This is a genomic window from Streptococcus sp. HMSC064H09 (assembly GCF_001812625.1).
GTDB lineage: Bacteria > Bacillota > Bacilli > Lactobacillales > Streptococcaceae > Streptococcus.
Genome location: NZ_KV809571.1, coordinates 56,586 through 74,519, shown reverse-complemented (window position 1 = coordinate 74,519; position 17,934 = coordinate 56,586). Strand labels below are relative to the sequence as shown.

Genomic DNA, 17,934 nt, shown 5'->3' with positions numbered 1-17,934 from the left:
GGTGCTCTCATGGCTGAAAAAATTCAATTATCTCAAGCAGATCGTAAAAAGGTTTGGTGGCGCTCACAATTCTTGCAAGGTTCATGGAACTATGAACGTATGCAAAACTTGGGTTGGGCTTACTCACTCATTCCTGCTATCAAAAAACTTTATACTAACAAAGAAGACCAAGCCGCAGCTCTTAAACGTCACTTGGAATTCTTCAACACTCACCCTTACGTAGCTGCTCCTATCATGGGGGTTACATTGGCTCTTGAGGAAGAAAAAGCCAATGGTACTGAAATCGAAGATGCCGCTATCCAAGGGGTTAAAATCGGTATGATGGGACCACTTGCCGGTATCGGTGACCCTGTCTTCTGGTTCACAGTTCGTCCAATCCTTGGTGCCCTTGGTGCATCATTGGCACAAGCTGGTAACATTGCTGGTCCACTTATCTTCTTCATCGGTTGGAACCTTATCCGTATGGCCTTCTTGTGGTACACTCAAGAACTTGGTTACAAAGCAGGTTCAGAAATTACTAAAGACATGTCTGGTGGTATCTTGAAAGATATTACTAAAGGGGCATCAATCCTTGGTATGTTCATCTTGGCTGTCCTCGTTGAACGTTGGGTTTCAATCAACTTCATCGTAAATCTTCCAGGTAAAGTTATGTCTAAGGGTGCCTATATCGAGTGGCCAAAAGGAAATGTTACTGGTGACCAACTCAAGACTATCCTTGGTCAAGTCAATGATAAACTTAGCTTTGACAAGATTCAAGTTGATACCCTACAAAAACAATTGGATTCTTTGATTCCAGGTTTGATGGGACTTCTCCTTACTTTTGCATGTATGTGGTTGCTTAAGAAGAAAGTTTCACCAATCACAATCATCATCGGACTCTTTGTAGTTGGTATCATTGCAAGCTTCTTCGGAATCATGTAAAAAGAGTAAGAGTTTAGCAAAGCTGAACTCTTTTCTTATGCTATAATAAAGGTACTACAATCAAAAAGCGAGATAGATATGGCACAATCACTAAACAAAACAGTTGAACTGCATACAACAGGCGTTTCCTACATGGCTATCGGAGGGAAAGTCGGTAAATTTCTAATCGGAGATATGGCTCTTGAATTCTACCCAGATGTCAATGTCGAGCAATACATTCAAATCCCATGGACTAGCATCACTCAAATCGGTGCGAATGTCTCAGGAAAGAGAATTAGCCGCCACTTTGAAGTGTTGACAGACAAGAGCAAATTCCTCTTTGCTTCTAAAGATTCTGGGAAGATTCTAAAGATTGCTAGGGAACACCTTGGCAATGAAAAAGTCGTCAAGCTACCAACTCTCATTCAAACTATTGGCGCTCGACTCAAAGGTTTATTTGCCAAAAAATCATAATTTTTGTATAATATAACAGACGGATAAGTACTAGCTAGACCCTTACAGAAAGCCTGCGGTTGCTGCGAGCAGGTAGGGTTAACCTACGAAATTCTACCGTTTCTAATAATTAAAAACATAAACAAGTGCACTCCTGTGAAGTTGGATGGAACCGTGGCCTATGTCACTCCAACACTTTCACTGGAGTGTTTTACTTTTTGGAGGAACTTATGTTAGATGTAAAACGTATTCGTAACGACTTCGATGCCCTTGCCGAAAAATTGGCTACACGTGGTGTCGCTGCTGAAACTTTAAATGAACTTAAAGAGCTTGATGTTAAACGTCGTGAACTTCTTATCAAATCTGAAGAACTCAAAGCTCAACGTAACATTGCTTCAGATGGTATCGCTCAAGCTAAGCGTAACAAAGAAGATGCTTCCAAACAAATCGCAGCAATGCAAAAAGTCTCTGCAGAAATTAAGGAAATCGATGCAGAACTTGCTGCTATCGATGAAAAGCTTAATGCCATCGTTGTAACACTTCCAAACACACCAAATGACTCTGTTCCAGTAGGTGCTGACGAAGACGAAAACGTAGAAGTTCGTCGTTGGGGAACACCTCGTGACTTTGATTTTGAAGTTAAAGCACACTGGGATCTTGGGGAAGACCTTGGTATCCTAGATTGGGAACGTGGTGCTAAAGTCACTGGTTCTCGCTTCCTCTTCTACAAAGGACTTGGAGCAAAATTGGAACGTGCAATCTACAACTTCATGTTGGATGAGCACGCTAAAGAAGGTTACACTGAGATGATCACACCTTACATGGTTAACCACGACTCAATGTTCGGTACTGGTCAATATCCAAAATTCAAGGAAGATACTTTCGAGCTTGACGGTACTGACTATGTCCTTATCCCAACAGCCGAAGTTCCTTTGACAAACTACTACCGTGGTGAAATCCTTGATGGTAAAGAATTGCCAATCTACTTCACTGCTATGAGCCCTTCATTCCGTTCAGAAGCTGGTTCAGCTGGTCGTGATACACGTGGTTTGATTCGTCTTCACCAATTCCACAAGGTTGAAATGGTCAAATTCTCAAAACCTGAAGACTCTTATGATGAATTGGAAAAAATGGTAGTTAACGCTGAAAACATTCTTCAAAAACTTAACTTGCCATACCGTGTCATCACTTTGTGTACTGGCGATATGGGATTCTCAGCTGCGAAAACTTACGACTTGGAAGTTTGGATTCCAGCACAAAATACTTACCGCGAAATTTCTTCATGTTCAAACACAGAAGATTTCCAAGCCCGTCGTGCACAAATCCGTTACCGTGACGAAGCCGATGGTAAGGTAAAACTTCTTCACACTCTTAACGGTTCAGGACTTGCTGTTGGACGTACAGTAGCCGCTATCCTTGAAAACTACCAAAACGAAGATGGTTCAGTAACTATCCCTGAAGTTCTTCGCCCTTACATGGGTGGTGCTGAAGTGATTTCACCAAAATAAATAAGAGAAATCTCCAGAAAAAACTGGAGATTTTTTTAGTTTTGATTAGCTTCCTCATAGTATGGTTTCAACTTATAGAACCCATCAGCGAGTTCTTCTACCAACTCTTCCATTGTTTCACTAGCAGTCACAGGGACATCATACTTGACCAACACCTTACGAACTCGACCATCTCTAATTGCTTCTTTAAGCATCTGACGATTCTCTTCCGTTCCTTCCACACGATGACTAACACCATTTTCCTGAGCAAAATAGTATAGAGAGGGTGCAATCGGTAAGTCTAGGACCTTATGTTGCTTAGCTAGAGTGGTATCTGATTTTTTACGTTCGACAAAGCTAACTTCTACTGAAATCCCCCATTTTTCAGGCTGACCATAAAGTCGAATCGCCATGGCAACATCGTCTAAACTATCCTCAGGGGCCCTGTAATAGCACCAAAAGTGTGGCCGGCATATTTGTGCTTGATTAGCCCAATTACTGACACGATCCATCTTAAAGGGTGCCAAACGCTCCTCTAGAAGTTTTGCTAAAGCCTGCATCTCCTTACGAGCTGCTTGACCAAGTGCCTTGAGGTCTTCCATCTCTTCCTTATGTGGACCGGCTTTTTCAGGTTTGATATACTTAACTCCCTGTTTTGACAAATAAGCTTGAACATTTTCTAACATCGTTTTCTCCTTACAATGATAAAAGACCAACCCATAAAGATTCTATTCTGGTTGGTCTCTTTTTTATTTACGTTTACGAGCAATCAAATGAATTGGTGTTCCCTCAAAACCAAAGGCTTGACGAATTTGATTTTCCAAGAAACGCATGTATGAGAAGTGCATAAGCTCTTCTTCATTGACAAAGATAACAAATGTTGGTGGTTTAACCGAAACTTGTGTGCCGTAGAAAATCTTAAGGCGTTTTCCTTTGTCAGTTGGTGTTGGGTTGATGGCAATGGCATCCATGATAACATCATTCAAAACAGCTGATGAAATACGACGGTTCTGACTCTCACTGATGCGTTTAATCATCTCTGGCAACTTGTTAAGACGTTGTTTCGTCTCAGCCGATACAAAGATAATTGGTGCATAGCTCAAAAATTGGAACTGATCACGGATATCTGCTTCCCAGTTAGCAACGGTATGATTGTCTTTCTTAATCGTATCCCATTTGTTAACTACGATGATAATCCCTTTACCAGCTTCATGGGCAAAACCAGCAATACGCTTATCATACTCACGGATACCTTCTTCGGCATTGATAACCATAAGGACGATATCAGAACGGTCAATGGCACGCATTGAACGCATGACAGAGTATTTTTCTGTGTTTTCATAAACCTTACCAGATTTACGCATACCAGCGGTGTCAATCATGGTATACTCTTGACCTTCACTGTCCACAAAGTTTGTATCAATGGCATCTCGAGTAGTACCAGCAATCGGGCTGGCAATCACTCGGTCCTCACCCAAAATGGCGTTAATCAAGCTTGATTTTCCGACGTTTGGACGTCCAATCAAACTAAAACGAATGATATCTGGATTTTCTTCTTCAACTTCTGTTGGGAGGTTTTCAACGATAGCATCGAGAACATCCCCTGTACCGATACCGTGAACAGATGAAACTGGATAAGGATCACCAAGTCCAAGAGAATAAAAATCATAGATATCTGCACGCATCTCAGGGTTATCCACTTTATTTACCGCCAAGATAACAGGCTTGTTGGTCTTATAGAGAATACGAGCAACGTACTCGTCCGCATCTGTCACGCCTTCCTTACCTGAAACGACAAAGACAATAACGTCAGCTTCAGTCATGGCAATGTCAGCTTGGTGCTTAATTTGTTCCATAAATGGTGCATCAACATCATCAATACCACCTGTATCAATTAAGCTAAACTGACGGTTAAGCCATTCAGCAGAGGTATAAATACGGTCACGTGTTACCCCTTCAACGTCTTCGACGATAGAGATACGTTCACCCGCAATTCGGTTAAATAGGGTCGATTTCCCAACGTTTGGGCGACCCACGATAGCAACTGTAGGTAATGTCATATGTTTAAGTCCCTGATTAAATAGGGATTCCTTTCTTCATTTAGCAGTCTTACTTCCACCAAGGAAAGCAAACTCTCTTATTCTTTATTATTAATAGATTCAACTTAACGGCGATTAACACCCTTCAAGTGAACCTCTTTGGCAAGAAAACGAATACGCTCCATCACACGTTTGGCCTGCCAAGTCTCATCTCCTTGACGTCCATTGGATAGCTTCGCTTCTAGATCCGCAAAACTATAGTTAGACGTAAAGAAGGTAGGCAGCTCCTCAATCATACGATGCTGGAGGATAACTTGCAAAACATCATCTCTAATCCAAGAAGAGAATTGTTCTGCACCGATATCATCTAGAACCAAAACTTCCGCCTGTTTGACAGCATCAATTTGTTCCTTGACTGAACCATCCTTGATTCCATTTTTTACATCAATAGTAAATGATGGGTAATGAATAATGGTCGTAGCAACCTTCTTGGTCTCTGAAAGTTCATGAGCCATAGCAGCCAACATGAAGGATTTTCCAACCCCCATGTCTCCGTAGATATAAAGGCCTTTCTGGTCTGGACTAGGGTAATTCGCCACAAAATCCACAAGACTCTCAAAAGTATCAACACGAGCCACATCATCTAGAGCAATGTCCGCAAAGGTAATCTTACGATATGACTGAGGCAGACTCACCAAATTAATCCGTTTAGCAATAGCCTGCTGTTCTTGTTGCTCTTTAAGTTGACGCGTTTCCTTATAGGTTACGTCAGCGTAGCCCTCATTCATGGTCAGAATCGGCTCATACCCTTTAGCAATATAAGAGGCATCACCTTCTTTGACCTTACGGCATTCCACTAGGAATTGATTAAACTTAGGTAGACTACGCTTAATTTCATCCTGGCTTAGACTATGCTCTTGAATAAAGCTAGCCACTCTCGGATCCGCCAAGATTTGCTTAGTTAAATCTGTTGCATTGCCAGACCCATGATGTCCCGTTCGATTTAGGGTTTGTCCAACTCTTTCCATAGGCTACTCCTTTCCTTTTTCTAGTTTGGCCAAAGCCCGACGTCTAATCTCGTCCAACTTGGCCTGATCAGCCTGACTGGTCTGATTATCGTAATCAGGATTACTCCAGCTTGGCACATTTGTTTTCTTCTTAGATTCAGCTTTTGCTTGCTGTGATTTCTTATCGTAACCACTACGCAAGGCTAAAAGCCCTTGTTCTGCAGTGATAATCTTCTTAAAGGCAAAATCGTTGGCAAGTTTAGAGATATACTCTCGGTTCACATTCGTTGAACGTGTCCGTCCCAAACTATAGGCAACCATGAGGTTAATGACCTCATCCATAAAGCCTCTTTGTGCCAAATCCGTGAGAATCTGCTTCTCAGAATTAGTCACAGTCCCGCTTGGGCCTTTAGCACTTTGCAAGTAATCTATAGGCTTTTCGGACCTAACCGCTTTAAGAATCTTTTTCTCCGTCTCCGTCAAAGCAGAATCACCACCCAATGTTTGAGCTTGGGCCTGCTCTAATTGCACCTGCATACGCTTGACAATAATCTGGTGGTTCACGGCTGTCTTTTTCGCTAATAGATAGGTGTCATACCAATTCATGCCATGAGTTTCAGACAATTTATAGATTTCTGGCACATCTGTCTTTTCATCTGTAAATACAAGTCCGTCAGCCTGCATACGATTCCTGAAACTGCTTAAATCAAATGAATTTTTGGGCTTGATTTCAGACACAGACTTTTGAGCCAAACGCTCATCGGTAAAGACATCCGAAAAACGTTTAGATAAATCTTGCAAGCCTTGTAGACCTGCCGGTTTCAAAGCGTCTACTGCTGGTTCACTAATCTTTTGCTCGAGAAGTGAACTATAAACGGCATGTTTTAGAAACTGCTCAATTGATAAGGGAGACTTAAGCTCTATAACATAAAACCCTTGAGGTGACTGGTAAAAGGCCAAGAGATCTACTGCTGTCAGAACCGCCAGTGCTTCCTGAAGGGGTTGCATTCCAAAGTTAAGGTGATTCAGAATAGCCGCAAACTTATGGCGGTGATTACCATTGTCATAAAAAGCCACGAAATACTGGTAAAGAGCGTATCCCTCACCTCCAATAATGGGATAATAGCAACGCATCAAACTTGCCTGATCGGGAACGATAACCTGATTGCCAACATAGACAAATTCTTCAATAGGTCTCATTTTTTAGACTCTTTTTTCGCACGTACAGTCTTGGTGATTTCTTGAAGCAACTCTTCAATCTCATCAACATCTTTGAAAGAACGGTAGACACTGGCAAAACGTACATAAGTAATCTCATCAAGGTCAGCGAGTTCTTTCATCACTAAATTCCCAATGACATCACTATCAACCTCTCCATCATGGTTACGGCGAATGTTTTGCTCAATACGGGTGATGGCATTTTCGATATCCTCACTAGAAACCGGACGCTTCTGAGCACTCATCAAGATACCATTGAAAATCTTATCGCGAGAGAATTGTTCACGAGTACCGTCTTTTTTGACAACCAAAAGTGGAACTTCTTCCACACGCTCAAATGTTGTAAAACGAGCATGACAAGAATCACACTCACGACGCCGACGAATGGTATTCCCATCCTCTGCCTGACGACTATCGATAACACTAGATTTATTGTGTTGACATTTTGGACAACGCATGCACTTCACCACCAATCTTTGAAATTCGGTACTCTATTTTACCATAAAAACACATAAAAAGCACGCCCTAAACGAGGCGTGCTCATGACCAAGAATCACTCTAAGTCTCTTATAAATTGATTTAAAGCTCAAGTTGAGGTGTCGTCGTTTCTCCATCTGCAAATGGAATGTAAAGGTCGAAACGTGTTCCAACACCAAGTTCAGAACTAACATCGATACGGCAGCGATAAGCTTCCACAATTTGGTAAAGAATTGACAAACCAATACCAACACCAGATTGCGTTGTTGTACGATTACGTGCCTTATCTGAACGGTAGAAGCGCTCAAAGATATGCTCAATATCTTCTTTAGAGATCCCTTCACCATTATCTTGCACTTGCACCAACATTTCATCTTCCAGAGCCTTAATTGTAACCTGGATTTCCTTGTTAACAGGAGAATACTTGACCGCATTATCAATCAAAATCGTAATCGCCTGTTCAAAGTGTTGGCTGTAAATCTGTGCAGGGCGCTCTGAACTCTCGAAATCATTGAGATAGAATTGGTAATCTTCATGCAAGACACGGAAGTTACCAATAACCGTACGGATTGAAGAATTCAAATCACAAGTATCGTTTCTGTGATTTTCAAATGACCCTTTGACACGGATAGAATCCAACATGTCATTAATCATAATCGTCATACGGTTGGCCTCGTGACTGGCAGCCTCAAGACTTTCCTCAAGAATCTCAGGGTCATTTTTACCCCAACGTTGCAAGAGGTCCATATGCCCCTTGATAACCGCAATCGGTGTACGCAATTCATGACTGACGTCACTCAAGAAACGCATCTGCATCTGATTATTTTCTTGGATTTTATCCATCATACGGTTAAAGTTAACCGCCAAATCACCAATTTCATCGTGACTTTCAATCTTAGAACGAAGTTCCAAATCACTTGGCGAATCGGTGATAACTCCCATCGTTTCGTGCAACTGTCTCATCGGACGAAGAATAGATGTCAAGACAACTACAGTCGCTGCGATAACTAGGACCGTCATCCCCACTTCTAGGAAAATCAATAAGAAAATTAAACGCTCTTTCAGAGCATAATAGAATTCCAAATCATGGAAGATTTGGGCATAACCAACGATGGTCTTTTTATCTTTACCGTAGATTGGAACTTGCAGCAAGAAACCACGCTTCCCTTTATAGGAAACTGACTTCAATTTGTTTACCTCGGACATACCTGGAGGCGAGTCTGTGTTCTCCTCAGAAGTAAAGATAAACGTTCCCTTTTTGTCATAAACAAAAACAGATTGGTTAGAATATAATTTATTAGAAATCGCAACCTGACCATCCAAAGAGTGCTTTTCGGAAAGCACACCATTAATGATCGATGCATAGATATTTTTAGGCGAATAAAGGGCAGCTAAAAGCGGTTCTGGACTCAACTCTTCGTCGGAGTCCCAGTCCTTTTCTATATAAGTAACAACTTTTGAGATTGTAGTGTTTACATTTTGACGTTCACGTTGTAAAAGTAGTGTATTGGCTGAGAAAATAACAACCAGAGTGAACATCGACAATACAAGAAAGAAGACCACAGCAGTTGTCATGGTCAACTTTTTTCTAATGGTTACTTTACCAAATAATTTATCTTGTAATTTACTCATTTTTCACGGATAACGTAACCCATTCCTCGTACTGTTTGAATATATGATTCCTTACCTGGAACGTCGATTTTTCCACGCAAGTAACGAATATAAACATCTACCACGTTTGTTTCGATGGCGTCATCATATTTCCAAACTTGAAGCAAGAGTTCCTCACGGGTCATCACTTGGTTCATATTGCTCAAAAGTGTGTTCAACAAATCAAACTCACGTTTTGTCAATGGAATTGCTTCATCACCACGAACAACTGTACGGTTTTGAACATCCAATTTCAAATCACGATAAGTTGATGCTTTGGCTGGTGCATTCTTAGCAGCTTCGATATCTTGGCGACGGAAGGTTGCACGGATACGTGCCAACAATTCTTCAATCGCAAATGGTTTTACAATATAGTCATCAGCACCGCGGTCCAAACCAGCAACAATGTCCATGATTGAATCGCGAGCTGTCATCATCATAATATAAGTATCTTTTTCTTGTTGGAGACGACGTGTTACTTCAAAACCGTCCATCTCAGGCAACATAAGGTCCAAGAGAATAAGATCGAAATCTTTCTCGAGTGCCATTTCAAGTCCTTCGCGTCCGTTGTCTGCTGTCACAACGTCGTATCCTTCGTGTTGAAGTTCAAGAGAGACAAAACGAGCAAGGTTTTTCTCATCTTCAACAATCAAAATGCGTTTGCTCATAATAAGTATTTACCACTTTCTTAAAATTTTTTGACTTCTATTTCCCTTAAAAAGTCTGTAGATTTACCCTATAAATAAATCCGAAAATTAACTTCTAATGATATAATAATACAGATTTTTAAAATTGTCAAACATTTTTAGTTTGTTTTTTGAATTAATTTTCGTCAAATAGACCGTTCAATTGGGCAAAGGGATTACTTGCCTCTTTTTTCTCCTGTTGAAGTGCGGCAAAATCCTCTTCTGACAAGACTTCCCAGTCATTACCTGAGAGCGAAATTTGTCCTGATTCTTCCTCAGGTGTTAATACTCTCAAAGGAATATTAAGAAGAATATTATCTAGAATACTCTCATCAAGATTAATGGTATCCCCATCCAAGATAAGAACTAGATTTTCTTCGACTAATTCCTTTTGAAGAGCTGCATCTGCCTCTTGTATAAAGGTTTCTGAAACCGGATAGTTAAAGCTAAGTGTCACAGGTTCAAGTGAACGGCTAGATGGCAAGGTAATATCATAGCTAAGTTGATAGTCCAAAAGGTACAAGCCATTATCATAGGCTACCTGACCACTTGCTTGAATCTGTTCAAGATTTAAAACTTGATCATAGCGTTCTTTAATAGACTCCAACAAAGAAGGTGCTTCGGTAAAGGCGAGCCCCTCTGGAGACTTTCTAACTTCTGAAAGATAAATCATTCTTAATCCTCAAATTAAATTTCCCCATAGGGATCTATTTTCAATCCACAAGACCATAATCCCCTACATTTACTTTTCATTAGAGAGCATGATTATGATTTTAGACTTAATTAGTATTATATCAAATTTTTAAGAAAAAATAACACCTTTAATATTACATATTTCTTAAACTTAGAACTTTTTTCAAAGCTAATAAGAAACTTAATCAGACCCAGTTTCCATCTGTCCTATAGAGTTAGATGAAAGCTCTTAATTATGGTAAAATAAGAGCATTGAAACTAGATAAAAGGAATATATAATGACACCTGAAGATTTTTACAAGGCTCTGAAAGAACTGGGGTTCGATCTCAGCCAAAAACAAAAAGACCAATTCCAACGCTACTTTGAGCTTTTGGTAGAATGGAACGAAAAGATCAACCTTACTGCAATCACAGAAAGAGACGAGGTCTACCTCAAACATTTCTACGATTCCCTAGCTCCTGTGCTTCAAGGGCATATTAAAAATCAAAGTATTCGACTTCTGGATATCGGAGCTGGAGCTGGATTTCCAAGTCTCCCTATGAAAATCCTTTGCCCTGAGCTTGATGTGACTATCATCGACTCTCTTAATAAACGCATCAATTTCCTCAATCTCTTGGCTGATGAACTTGAGCTCAGCGGTGTTCACTTCTATCATGGACGTGCAGAGGATTTTGGACAAGACAAGGCCTTCCGTGCTCAGTTTGATATTGTTACTGCCCGTGCCGTCGCACGCATGCAGGTTCTCTCAGAATTGACTATTCCTTTCTTGAAGGTTGGTGGACAACTTATTGCACTTAAAGCTGCAGCAGCTGATGAAGAGTTAGCCGATGCTAAAAATGCCTTGAACTCGCTTTTTGCCAAGCCTATTCTCAACGAGAACTACAGACTGCCAAATGGGGATGGACGTAATGTCACTATTGTCGATAAGAAAAAAGAAACCCCAAATAAATACCCACGTCGTGCTGGAATTCCTAACAAGAAGCCGCTATAACGTTTATCCAAGGAGGTGTCTTACTCCTTGGATTATTATTTACTCTTATGATAACTTGGAGGTTTTCATTGATTAATCGTCTTTCTGTCACGCAAAAGCTGGTGCTCAGCTTTGTCTTTGTCATTATAGTGGGAAGTATTTTACTTAGCCTTCCCATAAGCCACTATGCTAATAGTCCAGAAACAAGCTACCTGGATCATCTCTTCAATACTGTGTCAATGGTCTGTGTAACTGGACTTTCTGTTGTCCCGGTCAGTAAGGCATACAATGGTCTCGGTCAAATTTTCTCTATGCTTCTCATGCAGACGGGAGGACTTGGGCTCGTCTCTCTTATAGCCTTTAGCACCTATACCCTGAAAAATAAATTAGGACTGAGTGATCAAGATCTCCTTCAATCCGCACTTAGCAGGGATAACCAAAAAGATTTGAAAGCTTATCTTTTTAAGGTCTATAAAATTACTTTTTCTATTGAAGTTTTGGCAGCACTTGTGATTATGACTGATTTCATTCCTCGTTTTGGACTTGGTCATGGCATTTTTAATAGTCTCTTTCTAGCTGTCTCTGCCTTTTGTAATGCTGGATTTGACAACTTAGGATCTAACAGTTTACAGGATTATGCAACCAATCCAACCATTAACCTTGCTGTAGCTTTTCTCATTATGTCTGGAAGTTTGGGATTTGCAGTTTGGATTGATTTGATTCAACTATTGCGACGTTATATTAAAGATCGTCCAAGGAATTGGAAATTAGCTTGTAGACCTTTCAGCAATCAAAGCCGTCTTGTTCTTATAAGTACAGGCTGTCTCCTCTTAGGAGGAACACTACTTGCTTGGTTACTGGAAATGGATAACTCTAAGACAATCGGTACTCTCAATGTCTGGCAACAACTTCTGGTAAGTTTCTTTCAGACTGTAACCATGCGTACCGCTGGCTTTGCAACTATTTCCTATACCAATGCCGATTTCTCCACAAATCTTCTTTTTATGATTCAAATGATTATTGGGGGTGGTCCTGGAGGAACTGCGGGTGGTATCAAGGTGACAACTGCCACTATCATGTTCCTGCTTTTTAAGTCAGAGCTATCTGGTAACTCGAGCGTTGTTTTTCGAAATCGTATTATATCTAATAAGACTGTTTTACAAGCATTCACAGTTATACTCTTTTTCCTAACAATGCTCTTTGTCGGCTATGTTATTTTGCTGGAGACTAATCCTACGCTATCGCCCCTAGGCCTACTTTTTGAGAGTGTGTCAGCCATTGCTACCGTTGGTGTTTCAATGGATTTGACCCCTAATCTAAATACTCTAGGACGACTCGTTATCATGTCTCTGATGTTCATTGGCCGTGTTGGACCTATCACTGTTCTCTTGAGCTTGATGACCAAAAAAGAAAAGCATGTCTCTTATGCCCCAACTGATATTTCAGTTGGCTAAACAATTTTATTCATTGACAATATTCTGAAAGGATTTTATATGAAAACACAAATTATTGGGGTCCTCGGTTTGGGAATCTTTGGACAAACCATTGCAACCGAACTCTCCTCTTTTGGACAAGACGTTATTGCCTTAGATAATAACTCTACAACAATTAATTCCCTTGCTGACCAGGTGACTAAGGCCGCTGTTGGTGACATTACTGACATTGACTTTCTACGTTCTGCTGGTATTGATACTTGCGATACGGTCATTATCGCAACTGGAGAACACCTAGAATCTTCTGCACTGGCGCTCCTGCAATGTAAAAAACTTGGCATTACAAATATTATTGCTAAAGCTACGAATAACAATTATGAGGAAGTCCTTTACGGAATGGGGGCCAACTGGGTCATCACTCCTGAGCGTAGCACAGCAAAAGACTTGGCTTCAAACATCCTTCGTTATAACATTTCAAATGTTTTTCATTTAGAGGACGACGTGGCTTTAATTGAACTTAAAATTCCAAAAGAATGGGCTGGAAAGTCTTTGCATACATTAAATCTAAGACAAAATTATAACGTCAACGTTATTGGTTTTAGAGATGAGCAAAATGGCAAGTTAAACACTCACTTTGACCCAAGTAAGAAACTACCTGACGAAGGAATCATCCTAGTTGTCGCCGACAATCGGACACTAGAAAAATTTGATTATTTAGGCTATTTGAAATAACAAAAAACGTTCCAATCTCGTTCATCTGGACAAGACGGGAACGTTTTTAGTTGTGCTTATTTGCATACTTTTGCTAAAAGGAAAGAATATTATCCCCATGGATTGTAAAAACGACCATGATTGAGGAAGATTAATCCTATACTAATTCCCAATAAAAGAATAGCTGACACGATGACAAGGTAATCTTGTTTTATCAAAGATTTATGCACATACCATGTACGTTTTTTGTAGCGACCAAATCGTCGTAATTCCATAGCTGTCGATATGGTATCAATACGTTCGAGGGAAGAAAAAATCAGAGGGAGAACAATTTGGAGATTCCCACGAATGCGTTTGACCAATCCCGCCTTTTGCGACAAATCCAAACCACGAGCCTCCTGAGCCTTACGAATCGTAAAGAATTCTTCTTGAACATCTGGAATATAACGCAAGGTTAAACTCACGGAATAGGCAAATTTATAAGGAACCCCAATTTGATTCAGGCTAGCCGCAAACTGACTCGGATGAGTAGTCATGAGAAATAGAATGGCAAGAGGGACCGTTGAAAAATACTTGAGCAATAGATTTGCAAGGTAAAAAAGCTCCTGACTGGTTAGATAGAAACGCCCCCAACCTTCAATAATAACTGTCTTAGCCCCGTAAATTTCTTCACCATAACCAGGTGCGAAAAGGTAGACCATAAGTAAATTAAAGAGAGCAATCGATCCAATAATCTTAACAACGAAAGAAATATCTCGCCAACGAATCTTGACCAAATAAAAGAGATAAATAGAAAGTAAGCCTACTGCTAGAATAAAACGTGGGTCATAGGTTGCCATACAAGCAACTGAAACCAAGATAAAGAAAAGCATCTTACTTGCCCCAGACAAATCATAGAGGAAACCTTGACCTGACTGATAACCAATTAAACGATTAGACATTAGGGCCTCCTTTTTCGATATAATACTGGGTTACTTCTACTGGATCACTTGACAATTTCTGACCCAAAGTATAAAGAGATGTCTGCTTGAGATTAGCTGACTCAAGTAAATCCTTCTGATTAAGAATTGTAACAGGATTGTCGTCTGCAATGATTTTCCCCTCAACCACAACGAGACAACGATCACTATATTCCAACATGAGCTGCATGTCATGGGTAATCATCACAATGGTATGGCCTTGCTTCTGAAGACTGTCCAAGAAATTCATGATATCTGTGTAAGTCTTGTAATCTTGACCAGCCGTTGGCTCATCCAAAATAATGATTTCAGGTTTCAAGACCAAGATAGACGCAATGGTCACACGCTTTTTCTGACCAAAGGAAAGCGCAGAAATAGGCCATTTACGAAAACTATAGAGGCCACAAGTCTTCAAGACCTCATGAACACGCTCTTCAACCTCAGTTTCTTCAATCCCTCGCAAGCGCAAACCAAGAGCCACTTCATCAAAAATCATAGTTTGGCTAATCATCTGATTAGGGTTTTGCAAAACAAAGCCTATACGCTCTGAACGCTCGGCGATGCTATCCTGACTGATATCCTGACCCTTGTAAGTTAATTTCCCTTGACTAGGGACAAAACCGCATAGAGCTTTGGCAAGCGTCGACTTTCCAGCCCCATTTTTACCGATAATCGCTAGTCGCTCACCTTTTTTCAAGCTAAAAGACATATCCTCTATAATCGCTGGATTATCCCCATAGGAAACGCTAAGCCCCTCAACCTTCAAAATAGAATCACTTGAACTGTCTCTTTTATCTTTCAAAACTCTATCTGGTAGAACAAGGTCAGATAAGTCTAAAGCATCCAATTGACTAAGATTTTGTGCATCTCTTGTGTCGAATCCCAACTGACGTAAAACCGTCACATATAGAGGTTCGCGAATCCCATTTTCCAGTAAGAGAGTACTTGATAAAAGCTCATCTGGGTTACCGTTAAAGAGGAGGGTACCATCATTGACCAGTAAAATCCGGTCAACAGGACGATAAAGAACATCTTCTAGACGATGCTCAATAATAATTGTTGTAGCTCCCACCTCTTTGTGGATTTTATCAATGAGGTCAATGGTTTCCTGTCCTGATTTAGGATCTAAATTTGCTAGAGGCTCATCAAATAAAAGAATAGGACTCTCATCAATCAAGACTCCAGCCAAACTAACTCGTTGTTTTTGGCCACCTGATAAGTCTTGAGGGCGGTGATTCAAAAGAGAAGTCAAGTCTAGACGTTCAGCCCAGAGAGCTACCTTATCCTTCATCTCACTTTGTTTAGCACAATCATTTTCCAAGGCAAAAGCCAAATCCTCGGCTACTGTTAAGCCAATAAACTGACCATCTGGATCCTGCAATACCGTAGATACTAACTGTGACTTATCATAGATAGATTGCTTGAAAATATTCTGTCCAGCTATCCTTACCTGGCCTTGTGCCTGGCCTTTATGGATATTAGGTATGATACCATTGAGACACTGAGCCAGGGTAGACTTTCCGCTACCAGAAGGGCCTAAAATGAGCACTTTCTCGCCTTTGACAATATCAAAGCTGATATCTTTAAGAGTCGCTTCTGCTTGTGCATCATATTGAAATGTAAACTGATTAAAACTAATGTATTTATCCATGTTTCTACTAAAAAAGAGAGGAGGTATCAAAGCAAACTGACAGTCCCACTCTCCTATGATTCATGCTAGTCTTTGGTAAGACTACCAGATTGTGTACGTGAGCCAGCATAGATTGCAAGAAGGAGGGTTCCTCCGATTGCAATTGTAATAAAGTTAGCTACGCCAGCTACAAAACTTTGTGCATAAAGATATGACCAGGCTTGTGCGAATTGGAGTCTATCACCAATAGGGGTAACGATACCATAGGCAATAAGGAGGGCCAATGCTTGTGCTAGGTTAAACCAAATCATACTCATCAAAGAAAACTTGCCAGTTGTCACATCATATTTTTTGTTGAATAGACCAATTACAAGACCTGTAATGGCACTTGCAAACACCCAAGCCCATGAGATATTTCCGTATTGAATACCATCTTTAAGCGCATGCCCAATAAAGCCCATAAAGAAACCTGTAATAGGCCCAAAAATCACTGAGAATAGGGCTTGAACAGCATACTGAAGTTGGATGCTGGTATTCCCAAAAATAGGAATATTAACAAACATACCAATGATAATAAAGAGTGCTGCACCAATACCTGTCGCAACTACTGTACGAATTGAATTATTTTTCATAATCTTACTTTAATCTCCTAAACGTTTAATTTCAATGTGCCAGTTAGACCCCACACCAACATTATAGGCCTTGGCAAAAGACCCCTGGTTTATGGCTAAGCCAACACGATAGAGGGAATTGATATAAATAATTGGCTGACCGATACGAACATCCGCAAAAGATTTCCCATAGGTAACTTGATTTTGGTAGACCAACATATCATTGTTAAAGATGGTCACCTCGAATCGATCACCAAAGTTTGGTTCCAAGGCATAAAAGTCATCACGTGTGATAGAGGTCCAAAGAGAGCCGAAACGGACGTCCAAAATATCAATTGCACCACGAACCAAATTATCCTCTATGATGGTTTCAACCACTGGAAGCTCTAGAATTTTGTCCACAGGTAACTCAGGACCTACTTCTTCAAAACTGATATGACCAGAAGCTAATTTGGCACCTGTATAGGCATAAACATCACGACCATGGAAGGTATAAGACAGCTCCGTATTACTACGACGATTCTCAACTTCTGAAATTTCACGGACAGCAACGATACCGACATCCTTCTTGATATAAGAAAGTGTTCCGTTATCTGGTGTGACGATATATTGCCCCGTCTTTGTTAAGGCAACCACACTTTTACGTGATGAGCCTACACCCGGATCAACTACCGAAACAAAGGTTGTTCCCTTTGGCCAGTACTCGACAGTCTGAAACAGACGATAGGAAGCTTCAAAAGTGTTGTAGGGTGTAATATCATGTGTAAGGTGATGAACTCCCAAACTTGGTTCTTCTTGAAGAGCCACACCAATCATGGCCGAAACAGCACCGTCAACCAAACCAAAGTCTGATTGAAGCACCAATAAATTATTAGTCATAAATGTTTCACCTTTTCTCTTTGAACGGTTTATTTTACCATATTTTATGGGCTTTTTAAAGATGATAGATTCTTGAGCTAGCTATAGTCTTTGACTATGTTTTCTCCAAAATCAAAAAGCCAGCCAAATA

General features: G+C 40.4%; 18 protein-coding genes. 6 read left to right on the top strand and 12 right to left on the bottom strand.

Features of this window, described 5'->3' with window-relative positions; all coding sequences use genetic code 11:
• Nucleotides 1–9: 9 nt before the first annotated feature.
• The 3 genes from HMPREF2867_RS03780 to serS all read left to right on the top strand — a co-directional run bounded on the left by HMPREF2867_RS03780 (nt 10) and on the right by serS (nt 2,861).
• The gene (locus HMPREF2867_RS03780) at nt 10–921 is read left to right on the top strand and encodes a PTS system mannose/fructose/sorbose family transporter subunit IID (RefSeq protein WP_002886601.1); all 912 of its coding nucleotides are present in this window, start codon (nt 10–12) and stop codon (nt 919–921) included.
• 78 nt (nt 922–999) lie between these two features.
• Complete coding sequence (locus HMPREF2867_RS03775) at nt 1,000–1,374, top strand: DUF956 family protein (protein WP_002889978.1); 375 nt, start codon at nt 1,000–1,002, stop codon at nt 1,372–1,374.
• A gap of 209 nt (nt 1,375–1,583) precedes the next feature.
• Nucleotides 1,584–2,861, top strand: a complete 1,278-nt coding sequence (gene serS, locus HMPREF2867_RS03770) for a serine--tRNA ligase (protein WP_070575918.1) — start codon at nt 1,584–1,586, stop codon at nt 2,859–2,861.
• A gap of 35 nt (nt 2,862–2,896) precedes the next feature.
• Here the strand turns inward: serS and HMPREF2867_RS03765 are convergent, their stop codons facing one another.
• The 8 genes from HMPREF2867_RS03765 to HMPREF2867_RS03730 form a co-directional block, all read right to left on the bottom strand.
• Nucleotides 2,897–3,526 (bottom strand): ribonuclease P, encoded by a 630-nt coding sequence (locus HMPREF2867_RS03765; protein ID WP_070575915.1) that lies wholly within the window; start codon nt 3,524–3,526, stop codon nt 2,897–2,899.
• 63 nt (nt 3,527–3,589) lie between these two features.
• The gene (gene der / locus HMPREF2867_RS03760) at nt 3,590–4,900 is read right to left on the bottom strand and encodes a ribosome biogenesis GTPase Der (RefSeq protein WP_002886596.1); all 1,311 of its coding nucleotides are present in this window, start codon (nt 4,898–4,900) and stop codon (nt 3,590–3,592) included.
• 104 nt (nt 4,901–5,004) lie between these two features.
• On the bottom strand, nt 5,005–5,907 hold the full coding sequence (dnaI, locus tag HMPREF2867_RS03755; protein WP_002883792.1) for a primosomal protein DnaI: 903 nt from the start codon (nt 5,905–5,907) through the stop codon (nt 5,005–5,007).
• A 3-nt stretch (nt 5,908–5,910) separates the two neighbouring features.
• Complete coding sequence (locus HMPREF2867_RS03750; protein WP_014633897.1) at nt 5,911–7,086, bottom strand: DnaD domain protein; 1,176 nt, start codon at nt 7,084–7,086, stop codon at nt 5,911–5,913.
• The gene (gene nrdR / locus HMPREF2867_RS03745; RefSeq protein WP_002883820.1) at nt 7,083–7,562 is read right to left on the bottom strand and encodes a transcriptional regulator NrdR; all 480 of its coding nucleotides are present in this window, start codon (nt 7,560–7,562) and stop codon (nt 7,083–7,085) included. The genes HMPREF2867_RS03750 and nrdR overlap by 4 nt, the downstream gene beginning before the upstream one ends.
• Before the next feature lie 121 nt (nt 7,563–7,683).
• Entirely contained in the window at nt 7,684–9,213 is a 1,530-nt protein-coding gene (locus HMPREF2867_RS03740; RefSeq protein ID WP_014633896.1) for a HAMP domain-containing sensor histidine kinase, read from the bottom strand.
• Nucleotides 9,210–9,899, bottom strand: a complete 690-nt coding sequence (locus HMPREF2867_RS03735; RefSeq protein WP_002883757.1) for a response regulator transcription factor — start codon at nt 9,897–9,899, stop codon at nt 9,210–9,212. The genes HMPREF2867_RS03740 and HMPREF2867_RS03735 overlap by 4 nt, the downstream gene beginning before the upstream one ends.
• 154 nt (nt 9,900–10,053) lie before the next feature.
• Nucleotides 10,054–10,590 carry a DUF177 domain-containing protein gene (locus HMPREF2867_RS03730; RefSeq protein ID WP_037600313.1) on the bottom strand — a complete coding sequence of 179 codons (537 nt, stop codon included), beginning with the start codon at nt 10,588–10,590 and terminating at the stop codon, nt 10,054–10,056.
• Nucleotides 10,591–10,888: 298 nt separating this feature from the next.
• On the opposite strand from HMPREF2867_RS03730, the gene rsmG reads away from it, so the two are divergent.
• The 3 genes from rsmG (at nt 10,889) to HMPREF2867_RS03715 (ending at nt 13,746) form a co-directional block, all read left to right on the top strand.
• Nucleotides 10,889–11,602 carry a 16S rRNA (guanine(527)-N(7))-methyltransferase RsmG gene (rsmG, locus tag HMPREF2867_RS03725; protein ID WP_048673867.1) on the top strand — a complete coding sequence of 238 codons (714 nt, stop codon included), beginning with the start codon at nt 10,889–10,891 and terminating at the stop codon, nt 11,600–11,602.
• A gap of 68 nt (nt 11,603–11,670) precedes the next feature.
• The gene (locus HMPREF2867_RS03720; protein ID WP_080611560.1) at nt 11,671–13,035 is read left to right on the top strand and encodes a TrkH family potassium uptake protein; all 1,365 of its coding nucleotides are present in this window, start codon (nt 11,671–11,673) and stop codon (nt 13,033–13,035) included.
• 39 nt (nt 13,036–13,074) lie between these two features.
• Nucleotides 13,075–13,746 (top strand): potassium channel family protein, encoded by a 672-nt coding sequence (locus HMPREF2867_RS03715; RefSeq protein WP_070575911.1) that lies wholly within the window; start codon nt 13,075–13,077, stop codon nt 13,744–13,746.
• An 89-nt stretch (nt 13,747–13,835) separates the two neighbouring features.
• Here the strand turns inward: HMPREF2867_RS03715 and HMPREF2867_RS03710 are convergent, their stop codons facing one another.
• From HMPREF2867_RS03710 to HMPREF2867_RS03695, 4 genes are all read right to left on the bottom strand, one after another.
• Entirely contained in the window at nt 13,836–14,666 is an 831-nt protein-coding gene (locus HMPREF2867_RS03710) for an energy-coupling factor transporter transmembrane component T family protein (RefSeq protein ID WP_070575908.1), read from the bottom strand.
• Nucleotides 14,659–16,335, bottom strand: a complete 1,677-nt coding sequence (locus HMPREF2867_RS03705) for an ABC transporter ATP-binding protein (RefSeq protein ID WP_070575905.1) — start codon at nt 16,333–16,335, stop codon at nt 14,659–14,661. The genes HMPREF2867_RS03710 and HMPREF2867_RS03705 overlap by 8 nt, the downstream gene beginning before the upstream one ends.
• Before the next feature lie 65 nt (nt 16,336–16,400).
• Entirely contained in the window at nt 16,401–16,946 is a 546-nt protein-coding gene (locus HMPREF2867_RS03700; RefSeq protein WP_002889953.1) for an ECF-type riboflavin transporter substrate-binding protein, read from the bottom strand.
• Between the two features lie 9 nt (nt 16,947–16,955).
• Nucleotides 16,956–17,804 (bottom strand): SAM hydrolase/SAM-dependent halogenase family protein, encoded by an 849-nt coding sequence (locus HMPREF2867_RS03695; RefSeq protein WP_002889951.1) that lies wholly within the window; start codon nt 17,802–17,804, stop codon nt 16,956–16,958.
• Nucleotides 17,805–17,934: the final 130 nt, after the last annotated feature.